12 protein-coding genes are annotated in these 13,602 nt (G+C 53.0%); 6 read left to right on the forward strand and 6 right to left on the reverse strand.

Features of this window, described 5'->3' with window-relative positions; genetic code table 11:
- Positions 1–131: 131 nt before the first annotated feature.
- Entirely contained in the window at positions 132–683 is a 552-nt protein-coding gene (locus EZ315_RS02105) for an IS1096 element passenger TnpR family protein (RefSeq protein ID WP_135470195.1), read from the forward strand.
- 85 nt (positions 684–768) lie between these two features.
- On the opposite strand, the gene EZ315_RS02110 is transcribed toward EZ315_RS02105, so the two are convergent.
- Both EZ315_RS02110 and EZ315_RS02115 read right to left on the reverse strand, forming a co-directional pair.
- Positions 769–1,368, reverse strand: coding sequence for an L-threonylcarbamoyladenylate synthase (locus tag EZ315_RS02110; RefSeq protein ID WP_135470196.1), 600 nt, complete (start codon positions 1,366–1,368; stop codon positions 769–771).
- Complete coding sequence (locus EZ315_RS02115; protein WP_135470198.1) at positions 1,365–2,030, reverse strand: B3/B4 domain-containing protein; 666 nt, start codon at positions 2,028–2,030, stop codon at positions 1,365–1,367. Before EZ315_RS02115 ends, EZ315_RS02110 begins: the two co-directional genes overlap by 4 nt.
- Before the next feature lie 154 nt (positions 2,031–2,184).
- On the opposite strand from EZ315_RS02115, the gene EZ315_RS02120 reads away from it, so the two are divergent.
- The 5 genes from EZ315_RS02120 to EZ315_RS02140 are packed head-to-tail and all read left to right on the forward strand — an operon-like array spanning position 2,185 to position 8,006.
- Positions 2,185–3,435, forward strand: a complete 1,251-nt coding sequence (locus EZ315_RS02120; protein ID WP_207104615.1) for a 3-deoxy-D-manno-octulosonic acid transferase — start codon at positions 2,185–2,187, stop codon at positions 3,433–3,435.
- Entirely contained in the window at positions 3,420–4,292 is an 873-nt protein-coding gene (locus tag EZ315_RS02125) for a lysophospholipid acyltransferase family protein (RefSeq protein WP_170957435.1), read from the forward strand. The genes EZ315_RS02120 and EZ315_RS02125 overlap by 16 nt, the downstream gene beginning before the upstream one ends.
- Before the next feature lie 45 nt (positions 4,293–4,337).
- Positions 4,338–5,063, forward strand: a complete 726-nt coding sequence (locus tag EZ315_RS02130; RefSeq protein ID WP_135470203.1) for a 3-deoxy-manno-octulosonate cytidylyltransferase — start codon at positions 4,338–4,340, stop codon at positions 5,061–5,063.
- A gap of 21 nt (positions 5,064–5,084) precedes the next feature.
- Positions 5,085–6,113: a glycosyltransferase family 9 protein gene (locus tag EZ315_RS02135; protein ID WP_135470205.1), complete on the forward strand. Its 1,029-nt coding sequence runs from the start codon at positions 5,085–5,087 to the stop codon at positions 6,111–6,113.
- 57 nt (positions 6,114–6,170) lie between these two features.
- Complete coding sequence (locus EZ315_RS02140) at positions 6,171–8,006, forward strand: LTA synthase family protein (RefSeq protein WP_135470207.1); 1,836 nt, start codon at positions 6,171–6,173, stop codon at positions 8,004–8,006.
- Between the two features lie 190 nt (positions 8,007–8,196).
- On the opposite strand, the gene EZ315_RS02145 is transcribed toward EZ315_RS02140, so the two are convergent.
- Genes EZ315_RS02145 through EZ315_RS02160 form a run of 4 tightly spaced genes read right to left on the reverse strand, consistent with a single transcriptional unit; the run spans position 8,197 to position 13,568 of the window.
- On the reverse strand, positions 8,197–9,081 hold the full coding sequence (locus EZ315_RS02145; RefSeq protein ID WP_135470208.1) for a hypothetical protein: 885 nt from the start codon (positions 9,079–9,081) through the stop codon (positions 8,197–8,199).
- 49 nt (positions 9,082–9,130) lie between these two features.
- Positions 9,131–10,138 carry a hypothetical protein gene (locus EZ315_RS02150; RefSeq protein WP_135470210.1) on the reverse strand — a complete coding sequence of 336 codons (1,008 nt, stop codon included), beginning with the start codon at positions 10,136–10,138 and terminating at the stop codon, positions 9,131–9,133.
- Positions 10,139–10,183: 45 nt separating this feature from the next.
- Positions 10,184–12,073 carry an amidophosphoribosyltransferase gene (locus EZ315_RS02155; protein ID WP_135470212.1) on the reverse strand — a complete coding sequence of 630 codons (1,890 nt, stop codon included), beginning with the start codon at positions 12,071–12,073 and terminating at the stop codon, positions 10,184–10,186.
- A 31-nt stretch (positions 12,074–12,104) separates the two neighbouring features.
- Entirely contained in the window at positions 12,105–13,568 is a 1,464-nt protein-coding gene (locus tag EZ315_RS02160; protein ID WP_135470214.1) for a DUF1846 domain-containing protein, read from the reverse strand.
- Positions 13,569–13,602: the final 34 nt, after the last annotated feature.

Genomic DNA, 13,602 nt, shown 5'->3' on the forward strand with positions numbered 1-13,602 from the left:
GCACCACAGATTCATGGTCCTGTGGTCTTTTATACACTAAGCCGTTTATTCCATCTAAAAAAATTTTGCAGTTCGGCAAATAGTTATTACTTTCGCGGTAGTAATGTTAAACTCACGAAATACTCCAAGATATGATATACAATTTCCGCATAGTCTCTGATGAAGTCGACAATTTCAAGCGCGAAATACAGATTGATGCCGACGCTACATTTCTTGACCTTCGCAATGCCATATGTGACAGCGTAGGATACGACAAGACCCAGTTCAGCTCGTTCTTCATGTGCGATGAAGGATGGGAGCGCGAACAAGAGATATGCCTGGAGGATATGGGAAGCGACTCTTCCCAGGATGTGTATCTGATGGAGGACACTCCTCTGAGCGACTTTATAGAGGATGAGGGCCAGCGTCTTGTATGGGTGTTCGACTATCTCACTGACCGTTCATTCTTTATTGAAATGAAGCGATCTGTACCAGGGAAGCATCTTATCGATCCCCTATGCTCCGTGTCCATGGGAGAAGCACCGTCGCAGACAGTGGATATGGATGACTTTGATGCAAAGATCGATGCCAAAGCCGCACAGCAGGCGACCACCGATCTTGACGACGAATTCTACGGCTCCACCGAATACAATGAGGACGAATTCGAAGCAGCAGGCTTCGACGAAATGACCTTCGACGAATAATCCTCCATTCCAAGAAATATCATAAGAGTCATCGCGACACACTTTCCAGGAAAGTGCCTTGCGATGACTTTGTTATTTTACAGCATCATATCAGTTCGCCTTTTCCATCTCTGACGATTTCAGGATCGCGGCTGTCAGTGAGGTCGACCACCGTGGACGGGATGCCGTCACCCTCCCCTCCGTCAATTAGCAGCGATGCAATCCCGGCATACTCATCGGCAAATGCCGAAGGGTCACCGCACTCCTCATCCTGAGGGATGGAAGTGGAAAGCACCGGATGACCGAGGCGTTCGGACAGGGCTCGCGATATAGGGTTGTCAGGGATGCGCACACCCACTGTACGCCTCCCCTTAAATACCTTAGGCAATGTGGTTGCAGCAGGGAGAATGAAAGTGAACGGTCCCGGAAGATTGGAACGCAGTATCCTGAAAGCCTCATTGTCGATTCTTGCATACTCGCTTGCCATCGACAGTCCGTCACACACTATGGACAGGGTCTGCTTCTGAGGATTCACACCTTTCACCTTGCATAGCCGTTCGATCGCCCCATTGTTCAATGCATCACACCCCATGGCATACAGGGTGTCGGTAGGATAAATGATTATTCCTCCTTTCTCAAGGACATCCACAGCCTCGTCAAGGAACCTTTCATTCAGGCTTGTGGGATACATGCGGAGTGTTTTCATGGGCGGTAATAATTAATCGTTATATTCTTAGCGTCAGCAAATCTCTCAAGGGAATCGACAATCATCCTCACAGTGTCCTCCACCGGCATCTCTTCGCCATAGACATTGACGCACATCAGAAGCCTCCGTGTGGAGAGGTCGAGCTTTGTGCGCTCATTGTCGCTTGTCGGGGTCCCTATCCCACCTATGCTGTCACGATAGACAGGCATGCAGGCTATGTTGAGCACCCCTCGTCCGATGGCTTCGAACGGCTCACCTTCGCGACCGACACCCAGAGAGAGCACCTCGCCCTGAATCCTGTCGGCATCAAAGCCGCCTATAGAGTAGCCCGAAAGGAGCGACACAAGATTGATCAAATCCACAAGCGCATTGATCCTGTATAGCTCCATACCTTTGACCACCCTGCGGCACAGAGCCTCGGCCGACGGGCGGTAACGGTTAGGCTCCTTGCCCAATGCCTTGTAGGCATCACGCGTGGCACGTATCCCAGGACGCCTGTTGATGTCGGGCAGTTCGGTAATGTCCCTTATGTCAGCGGCAGCACGGTTGAGCAGAGCCCATAATTCCTCGGAGGTCTCGCCGTTGGTCACGTCAGCCTCAATCGCCACTACAAGCAGCCCCGGAGCCGCTTGCCTTATTGTATCTTCAATCCGAATATCCATAGCTCCGCAAAATTACAGAAAATAGTATGAATATATCAAAAATAAATCGTAATTTTGTCGATTGTAATGCAAAAGGCACATTGCCACCGATTCGGTCATTAACCACATTAGTTTGCCCCTCAAGCATCTTATGCTACAAATATACGATTTAGCTATGCGTTTTGCAAGATGCGTCGCACTTGGCGTATCCACCTTCGTATCGGAGGACAGTACCGCCAAGATAAAACGCTTTGTACGCGGCCAACGCTGTGCCGTGGATAAAGTCGTAAAAGGCATGCAGGGCCTTGACCGGAGCAAACCGACCGTATGGCTCCATGCCGCATCGTTAGGGGAATACGGCATTGCACGACCTATCATAACGTCGATCAAGGAACAGCTTGACTGCAATATCGTGGTGACGTTCTTCTCCCCTACTGGCTACGAGGCTGTCACCAAGCACCCGGGAATGATCGACAGGGTGTTCTATCTGCCACTCGACACAAGCAGCAACGCATCGAAGTTTCTTGATGCCGTCAAGCCTGACTGTGCAGTGTTCATGGTGTCGGAGTACTGGCACAATTACCTGAACCAGCTTAAGAAACTTGGAATACCATCATTCCTGATGTCAGCCATCATACGTGATGACGGACCGTTCTTCCGTTGGTACGGCAAGCTGTACCGCGATTCCATAGCCGGATTCTCGAAGGTGTTCACGCTTGACGAGAACTCTGTCAGGAATCTTCATTCCATCGGTGTAGACAATGCAACGGTGAACGGCGACCCACTGTTTGACAACGTAGCCCTGGTCGCCTCCACACCATGGAAAGACGAGAGGATCGAAAGGTTTGCCGGGAAAGAGAAGATATTCCTTGCAGGGAGCATCCATGACGACGAAGACCTTGAGATGGTGACAGAGCTCGCCAACCGACATCCTGGGACGCGCTTCATAATCGTCCCCCACGAGATTGACGAGGACACCATCAAGAAGATAGAGGACAAGGTGAAACGCAGGAGCCTCAGGTACACCCATTGCAGCGCGAGCGACGACATGAGCGACGCGCAGGTGATGATAGTGGACTTCGTGGGTGCGCTTGCCTACATATACCGCTATGCTTCGTGGGCATATGTGGGAGGAGGGTTCACACGCCTGCTCCATAGCGTGATCGAGCCTGCCGTGTACGGGATACCGGTGTCGTTCGGTCCGAACATAAGGCGCAAGGTCACCCCGACGGAGATGGAGCGTCTCGGCATAGGCAAGGTGGTGCATGACATAGAGGAGCTCGACATATGGTTCAAGCGACTGAAGTCGGACACAGCTCGCCAGCAGTACATAGCCAAACGCGCAGCGAAATATGTGAGCCAGAACACAGGTGCAACACCACGTGTAGTGCAACAAATACTCAGGACATTATGCGAGAAAAACTGAAATACGCACTGTACAGAGTGCTGTTCACCACACTCGCTCTGCTACCGTTCAGGGTGCTTTACTGCATCAGTGACGGCGTGCGTATGATCCTACAGCATGTGATGAAATACCGTCGAGGTGTCATACGCATGAATCTCCGCAACTCATTCCCGGAAAAGACGGATGAGGAGCTAAGAGAGATCGAGCAGGACTTCTACAAACAGTTCGCGGACAATATCGTGGAGACCGCGAAGCTGCTTCACATAAGCGACAAGCAGGTCGACAGGAGGATTAAGGTCGAGTGTGGAGAAATCGTGGACCGTCTCATTGAGGAGGGTCATCCTGTAGTGATGTACCTGGGTCATTACGCCAACTGGGAGTATGTCCCGGCAGTGGTGCGTCATTTCAGCAAGCCGCGCCTATGCGCCCAGGTGTACAAGCCACTTCACGACAAAGCGTTCGACCGGCTCATGCTGAAGGTGCGTTCGCGATTCAACCCAGTGTCACTGCCGCAGGAGAGGGTGTTCAGGACCATGGTGCGCTGGCACCGCGACAATGTTCCGTTCATAATAGGCTTCGTTGCCGACCACCGGTCGAACAGCAGTGTGTCACACCATGCCACCACTTTCCTGGGACAGCATACCCCATTCAATCCCGGAGGCGAGGAGATAGGGAAGCATGTAAATGCCGCCTATCTGTATCTCGATATGGAGAAGACCGGACGTGGACATTACCGAATGACACTGAAGCCCATCAAGCCCCGCAGCCTTGAGGGGGATTCGCCATACACCCGACGCTACTATGAAATGCTTGAAGAGACTATACGCCGACGCCCAGGACTGTGGCTCTGGTCACACCGCCGCTGGCTATACCAGTGAGAGCATTAGTGCAAACCATTTTGAAAACATTTATCCGAAAAAGATATGAAAATAATATGCGTGATCCCGGCACGTGCCGAGTCGTCAAGATTCTTTGAGAAACCTCTTGCCCTCATACTCGGCAAACCTATGATCCAATGGGTCTACGAACACTGCAAGGAGGTAGAGGTGTTCGAAGAGGTCTATGTCGCCACCGACAGCGAGAAAATCAAGTCGAAGGCAGAGAGCTTCGGAGCGAAGGTGATCATGACACGTGATGACCACGACACAGCCACCGAACGGCTCTATGAGGTGTCGACACGCATCGATGCGGACCTTTACGTGATGGTGAACGGAGATGAGCCACTGCTCACCCGCGATGCCATAGTGCAGTGCATACCTGACGGACTTCAGCCCGGGGATTTCTTTGTGTCGAACCTCATGACCGACTTCTCGAATCCTGTGGAGGTTGTTGACGCAACCAACCTGAAGATCGTGACCGCTGCCGATGACCGCTGCCTGTTCATATCCCGCTCACCTATCCCCTATCCGAAGGGGGCGATGGACTATGTGTTCCACAAGTTTGTGGGAGTGGGCGCATTCACACGCAAGGCTCTCGACTTCTACCACAACACACCCCGCGGGCCTATCGAGAAGATCGAGGAGAACGATTCGTTCCGTTTCCTTGAGAACCATATGCCTATCTACTATTACAACTGCCACTGCAAGTCGCTGTCGGTGGACAACCGCAAGGACATCGACGGAGTGGAGGCATACCTCAGAAATCTCTAAAAGCGGAGTCAGAAAGTGTCAATGGCAGAAAGCACACGGAGAAAGCGACTGGTGGCACTGCGGTTCTCCGCCCTCGGGGACATCGCAATGACGGTGCCTGTGATCTACTCGGTGGCGAGGAGCCATCCCGAGATGGATATCTATGTGGCGACACGTCCGTTCTTCGGGCGAATGTTTGTCAACGCGCCATCCAACGTTACTGTGATGCCCTTTGACCTGAAAGGTGAGCACAAAGGGGTCAGAGGCGTGTTCAGGATAGCCCGTGAGCTTGCAAGACTGAAAGCTGACTATGTGGCGGACCTTCACGACATACTGCGCACACGCCTCATAGGGATGTACCTGAGGATGAGAGGTGCGCGTGTGGCGCGCGTAGACAAGGCGCGCGGCATACGCAGAGCGGTGTTTGCGGGAGGGGAGCCACAAAGACAGTACATAGACCGGTATTTCGATGTGTTCAGGAAGCTCGGGGCAGATGCGTCAATGAACTTCTCGTCGATATACCAGAGTGCCGAGCCAGTGAAGCTGCCGGCAGAGATATCGTGTCCGGCAGTAGGCATAGCACCGTTTGCCCGCTACAGCACCAAGACGTATCCTCCTGAGAAGATGAGGCGTGTAGCCCGGATGCTTGCAAGGGAGGGGATGAACGTGTATCTGTTCGGAGGGCGCGGAACAGAAGCTGAGACCCTTGACTCATGGCAGGAGAATCCGGATGCCGGGAGAGGGGAGATAGTGTCATTAGCAGGACGCTACCCACTCGAAGAAGAGCTTGCGCTGATGAGCCGCCTTGAGGTGATGGTGAGCATGGACTCAGCCAACCAGCATCTCGCAGGGCTTGCCGGCACGAAGGTGGTATCGGTGTGGGGCGGCACAACACCTGCCTGCGGATTTCTGGGCTTCGGACAGGAGGGCAGGAATGCCGTGGTGCTGAACATAGCCTGCCAGCCCTGCACTATCGCCGGGAGCAAGAGCTGCCCGCTCGGACATATGGACTGCCTCAACAAAATATCAGAAGAGACCATCGTCAATAAAGTCAAAGAGCTGTGCAGATAGGGAGCCAGACAGCATGTCCTTTCCCTTTCCGATGCAGCGACAGAGATCGTTTCAACCGTGGAAAAATTCATACTATTCATAGTCTGCTACTATGCCTCCTGGCTCCTGTATTTCCAGATGTTCCAGCGTCCGCTGTTCCTACTATACAACCGCAAGCTCTCCACCCGCCCGATATCTGTGCATGATTTGCCCGACATGTGGAGGTACGGACTGAAAACGGATGTGATAGTGTGTGCATACCTAACATCAGTCCCTCTACTCGCATCCATATCACAGGCGTTCATACAGACCGATTTCCTGCCTCAGTTCATGACATTCTACAATGCGGCAACGGCTATCGTGGCAGGGCTGATGGTCATAGCCGATACGGCTCTATATTCGTTCTGGCAACATAAGATAGATGCATCGGTACTGGCTTACCTAAAGACGCTGAAGTGGGCTATAGCAAGCGTGAGCACGCTCTATATTGCAGGATCGATATTTGCATTGCTCATGGTGGCAGGCTGCACATACTGCTGGCTTGAGCTTGTATGTGCAGTGTCAATGTCGCATGGCACGTTCATTGCACACGGCATCGCAGAGAGCATCGTGACCGCACTTACGGGTACCGCGCTCATAGGGGTCCTTGTGGTGCTGATACGCGGTATGCGCCGCCGTCCCAACAATCCGAGCCTGTCGTACTACAGCAACAACCAGTTCTTCAACCATGCGGCACTAAACCCGGTGTATGCTTTCATATATTCTCTCGGTGTCAATGACAAAATAGAGGGGGCATTCCATTACACAGACAGCGATGAATGCGGGAAAGAGTTCAATGATCTTTACCCTGCAAGCCATGGGACAAGCGAGAAAGCTCTCAACACGAACCGCCCCAACGTGCTCTTCATAATCTGGGAGAGCCTTTCGGCGCGTTTTGTAGAGGAACTCGGGGGGGAGAAGGATGTGACCCCCAACATCAACCGTCTGTCACACGAAGGGTTGTTCTTCACACGCGTAGACAGCAACAGTTTCCGCACGGACCGGGGGCTCGTGGCATTGCTTAGCGGTTATCTCGCCCAGCCTACCACCAGTGTGATACGCATGACCAACAAGCTTCCCAATCTGCCGGCTTTTCCAAAGAAATTCAAGGATGCGGGCTATGAGACCACAGCCGTGCACGGAGGAGACCTTATGGTGTTTCACATGTCGGAATATTTCCTGACCATAGGCCATGACCACATAGTATCGGAACCGGACTTCCCGCCGTCAATGTCGAGAGGCAAATGGGGAGTGCCTGACGGAGAGGTATTCGAGTGGGTGTACGAGGATATACAAAACAAGCATAAAGAAGGGAGGCAATGGTACACATCGCTGCTCACACTCAGCTCGCACGAGGACTGGAAGGTGCCTTACAACCGTATACCTGATGACGAGATAGCCAACTCATTCGCCTATGTAGACGATGCATTCGGAAGACTGGTTGACAGGCTCAGGCAGACTCCTGCCTGGGACAACCTGCTCATAGTGGTCACCGGTGACCACGGATGCAATGCGGGTGAGCCTCTGAGCCACGACAAGTACTCCCATATACCGCTGCTCATGCTCGGCGGTGCTGTAAAGGCTCCCCGAAGGATAGACACAATAATGTCGCAGAGTGATATAGCGTCCACGATACTCGGACAGCTTGACATGCCTCACGATGAATTCATATTCAGCCGTGATGTCATGTCGGAGTCATACAAGTATCCGTTCTCGTACCATACGTTCATCAACGGGTTCATGTTCCGCGATGCCACAGGGTTCACGGTGGTAGACAATGTGACAGATTCCGCCATATCCAATCCGGATAAAGACCGGGAGCATAAGGGGAGGATTATACTCCAGTACCTTTATGAAGATCTCGCAAAGAGGTAGCGTCCAGAACCGGATGGGTGTTTTTCGACGAAGGCATTTTTCAACGAGGTGGTTTTTCGACGAGGGAGGCGGGGGCACGCCCCCGCCGTACAAACGTCAAAATTTGCGATAAGATGCCAATTTAGGGCGGCTCGGATTTTTGCGATAATATGCCAATTTTATCGCGGTGTCGGATTTTTGTAACAAGATGTCAATTTGCTCTTGCCGGGCGGTTTAGCTTTGGGCTGCGGAGCACGGCGCACCGCTTGAGACTGTGGGGCGGAGGTGTGTAACGGCATACTGTGAACTGACCTCGCATCTGTGAGAAGAGATAGTATGCCGAAACGGAAATGACGAGCGTGGATGACGGAACGGATATGACGATCTCTTTCAGGACAGATGTGCGGCTGACCGGCGATATGGTTTCCGGAGATGGACGGAGTGTCGCAATAGCTTGCGGAATTGCCGGCGGCTTACGCCGGCGCGGTCTCCTTGTGTGTTGGCGCGGGTGGTTCACATCAGATATGACAGATGCTTCCGTAACCGAGGAAGAGGGTGACGGAAGCGGTGGCGGGACTTTGCCGGACGAGGCATGGATGATGACGAAACCCGAGGGTGTGAGAGTGGGAAGTACGGCTGCGAGAAGACGCTCCCATCGCCTGGTGTTGCTGCACCATGGGGAGTATTTACTGTAACGCTCGACATTAAGAAGCAGCGTGCAGTAAGGTGACCGACCACGAATGAAGTCGGGATGGGAATGCGTGATAAGGTATATGTTGCCAGGGAGCTGCCTACGCGGATGATCGCGCAAGTCGCTGACAGGGATGATGAGAACTCCTTCTGCCCGAGAAAGGTTGCTGAGCCTGTACTCCTGATATTTCATGAGCAACGGAGCGGAATCGAATCCCGGAGGATCGAGAACAAACACAGGGGATGAGGAACCAGTGGCACGCTGCCGCTCCAAGGGGGATATGACGGAGATCTCGACAGGGGTCAAAGGCCTTCCGAGATAACGCGCGAAATGAATGTGCCACGGAGTCCCGGGTGGTCGGAGCATTCGCTGAGGCTGTAGGATGCGGTGGGTAAGCTTCGTCATATCAACGGACAAAGATACGCGCTACGGACTCCCGGAAAGTGCGATAATGTCAGAGAGAGGAAAGGGGGACTTTAGAGAAACGAATAATGGTCCCGAGCATCGGGAATCTGAATGTGAGAAGTGCGTAATTACCATCAAGCACGGCACTTAAGTCACCTGTGATACGCAGGAAGGAGGAGTCAACCCATTCCATATCGTAATGACCGTCAAAAATGACAGGACGCAGTAGCCCTTTCAGCATCATAGGCTTCCATCTGTCACCACAGACCTGCGCCCCGGACACATAAACAATGTCGTAGACCAGAGGAGAATCCGCATTTCTTCTTACCACTGCCAAGGTGTATTTCCCGCCCAGACGTGCATAGTCAGGATCGTTATCGCGGTCAAAATAGGTCCAGAACCCTTCGACGAGATCATTGGACTTACGGAACCGTTCCTTAAGGCTCTCCATAGTGAACTCCGACGCAAGCACGTCGCCCGGAGGACGGCTCACCTCAGCCGAAAACACCGGCACGGACAGGCTGCCCACACTCCAAACGGATGCGTCAAGTGGAACAAACCCATCAGGGACAGGCAACGATAACAGGTGCAGGCACCTGTGCCCTCCGCCACTGACTGACAAAATCCCGGATGACAAAGAGAGTGACAAGGAGTTGTATCCGCGAGGGGCAGTGTTGAATCCGCCGACCTCCTGTTCAGCCACAATGACATCGTTATGCCGGACCTCCACAACCGCTATACGGCGGTCGAGGAGGTCGCCGAAGTCGGTATTGCCGAAACGGAGAGACACTTTGAGGGTATCGCCAGGGGAGGAAAGGGAGACACCCCACCATGAGGAGGACATACCGGTGTGCTCCCTGACATCAGCCAACGAAGCCCTCACCTCCACCATCAATGAGGAGAGGGACTGCCCCTGGTCAAGAAGATGCAGAGACAACTCGCCATTGTCCACTATCCCCGGAACATCACAGTAATGGAAACGACGGCAATCGTCCACGGCATAAAGTGACACCGCACCTGCCGACAGGACCATGATAATTATAAAAAGACGGAGCATAGAGGATAGAGTATCAATAGAGAGGAGGAGAGGAGGAAAATGTGGCTAACGCTTGTCGGTGTTGCCTTCGTAATAGTTGATGAAAGCGCGGTTGACAAGGCGCGTGCCTCCGGGAGTGGGGTAATCACCGGAGAAATACCAGTCGCCCGGATGACCGGGAATAGCCTCATGCAGCCCTTCGACCGTCTGGTAGATAATGTCGACATCGGCATTTATGGAGCCGTCGGCTGTGAGCATCTCAACCATCTTATGCGAAATCTCGTCCTGAGTGAAGGGGGCATACACAGCTTTCACGCAATTGACAAGCTCAGAGTCAGGCTTAGACTCCTGCTCAATGCAGTGACGGTAGGTATCGTCGAGGATATGCTCCATGCCACGCTCCCTGAGCAGCTGTACCGCTGCCCGGAATGCGATGAACTCGCCCATCCGCGACATGTCGATGCCATAGTAATCGGGGTAACGCACCTGAGGGGAGGAGGACACCACGACAATCTTAGCGGGATGCAGGCGGTCGAGCATACGGAGGATGGACTGCTTAAGGGTGGTGCCACGCACAATGCTGTCGTCAATGACCACAAGATTATCCACGCCATTCTCGACAATGCCGTAGGTGACATCGTAGACGTGAGCCGCAAGATCGTTGCGCGACTCGCCTTCGGCAATGAATGTGCGGAGCTTTATATCCTTTATGGCGACCTTCTCGACCCTCAGGTTCTGACTCATTATCTCCTTAAGCCGTTGCTCATTGAGGGTGCCTGCCATCTGAGCATTGAGTATCTGTGTGGTCTTGATACGGCCGAGCTCCTTTTCAAAGCCTGACACCATGCCTATGAAAGCCACCTCGGCTGTGTTAGGGATGAATGAGAAAACGGTGTGGGATATGTCATCTCCGATGCTCTTCATAATTGCAGGGACCAGGTTGCTACCGAGCTTCTTGCGTTCGCGGTATATGTCGGCATCGCTTCCGCGCGAGAAATATATGCGCTCGAAGGAGCACCGCTCATTGGTGTCCTCGCCCAGTATGTTCCGGATGCTTACATTGCCAGCCTTGTCGACTATAAGCGCGCTGCCAGGAGCAAGCTCACAGACCTGACGTCGCGCGACGTTGAGGACGGTCTGAATCACCGGCCGCTCGGAAGCGAGCACTACAATCTCATCATCGCAGTAGTAGAACGCCGGACGTATGCCATGACGGTCCCTGAGGGCAAACATATCGCCTGAGCCTGTGGCACCGCATATGACGAAACCGCCGTCCCACTTCACGGCTGTGGATGAAAGTATCCTCGACATGTCGATATTGTCCTCAATAGCGTCAGTGAGGACTGTGCCGGAAAGGGTGTCGCGGTACTGCCTGTAGATACGGTGGTTCTCCTTGTCGAGGGCGTCGCCAAGCTGCTCAAGCAGGATGACTGTGTCGCTGTAGATGCGGGGATGCTGACCGTTGCCGACCACCTCGTTGAAAATGGAGTCGACATTGGTCATATTGAAGTTGCCACACATGAGGAGGTTGCGTGAACGCCAGTTGTTGCGACGCAGGAACGGATGGCAATATGATATGCCGCTCTTCCCTGTGGTGGAATATCTGAGATGCCCCATATATATGTCGCCAATGAACGGAGCATCCATATCCACTTCGTCGGGGGTGTGGGAATTGACATCGTAATGGGCAATCTTATCCCTCACGGTGTCGAATATCTCCTGGATGGCGTCCTTGCCGAGAGCACGCTCACGGAATACGTATTCGGTGCCGGGGAGGGAATGTCTCTTCACGACCCCTATGCCTGCGCCTTCCTGACCGCGGTTGTGCTGCTTCTCCATGAGGAGATAGAGTCTGTTAAGACCATAGGCATATGTGCCGTACTTTTCTTTATAGTATTCAAGCGGTTTGAGCAGGCGAATCATAGCCACGCCACACTCGTGTCTGAGTATCTCCATAGGTAATCTTCTGAGTTGTTTTCTTATCAGGCTACACTTTGCGCACGGGGTCGCATGTCAGCCCTACGCCGAGTTTCTTGAAAATCTTGTGGTCCACCTCCCCGAGCATTACAGTGGAATGGACCTGACATCCATAGAGCTGCGGCAGGCATTCCAGGGCATGCAGGCAGTCGTCGTTGGTGGTGCTGAGCACTGAGAGAGCAACAAGGACCTCGTCGGTGTGAAGTCGGGGATTTATAGAGCGCAGATGGCATATCTTGGTGTGCTGTATAGGCTCTATCATCTCCTGAGGTATGAGTTTTACGCTGTGGTCGATACCAGCGAGATGCTTTATGGCATTGAGGATGAGTGCCGCGCTCGGGCCGAGAAGTGTGCTTGACTCGGCTGTGATGATGGTGCCGTCGGCAAGCTCGATAGCCGAACAGGGAACGCCACTCCTCTCCGCCCTGTCGCGTGCCGCCTTAACAGGCCTTCGGTAAGAGAGGTCGATCTTAGCTTGCTTGAGAAGAAGAGCTATCTTATTGACCTCATTGTCGTTGCAATCGCCGCAAGCCATGCGGTTGAGGGCGTAGAAATAACGGCGTATTATCTCGTCTCTGGAGGCTTCGCAGCATGCCTCATCGTCGGAGATACAGAAGCCTACCATGTTGACGCCCATGTCGGTTGGGGACTTGTAGGGGCTCTCGCCATATATTCCTTCAAAGAGGGCGTTGAGCACCGGGAAAATCTCAATGTCGCGGTTGTAGTTGATGGCTGTCTTTCCGTATGCCTCAAGGTGGAAGGGATCGATCATGTTGACGTCATTGAGATCGGCGGTAGCCGCCTCATATGCGATGTTGACCGGATGCTTAAGAGGGAGGCTCCATACAGGGAATGTCTCGAACTTGGCATATCCCGCCTCGATGCCCCGCTTGTGCTCGTTGTAGAGCTGGCTGAGGCATACCGCCATCTTGCCGCTTCCTGGCCCCGGGGCTGTCACTATGACGAGCGGACGAGAGGTAACCACATAATCGTTCTTCCCGAAGCCTTCATCGGAGTCGATGAGATCGACATTGGTGGGGTATCCGTCAATGATGTAGTGAACGTAGGTGGTGATGCCGATCCGGGCAAGCTTCTGGCGGAAAGCGTCGGCACTGCTCTGCCCATTATAATGGGTAACGACAACCGAGCCGACCATAAAACCGCGGCTCTGGAACTCTTTACGCAGGCGAATGACATCCTCGTCGTAGGTGATGCCGAGGTCGTTGCGAATCTTGTTCTTTTCGATGTCGAATGCAGAGATGACTATCACTATCTCAGCCTTGTCGGCGAGCTGTGAGAGCATTCTTAACTTGCTGTCGGGCTGGAATCCAGGGAGCACGCGGCTTGCGTGATAGTCGTCAAAAAGTTTTCCACCAAGTTCCAGATAAAGCTTGTTGCCGAACTGCGCTATGCGTTCCTTGATATGCTCAGACTGTATTCTGAGATATTTCTCATTGTCGAATCCGTATTTCATAACGGGTTACAAAGTTAATAATTTTTACAAGGGA

It is taken from the genome of Duncaniella freteri (assembly GCF_004766125.1).
Lineage (GTDB): Bacteria > Bacteroidota > Bacteroidia > Bacteroidales > Muribaculaceae > Duncaniella > Duncaniella freteri.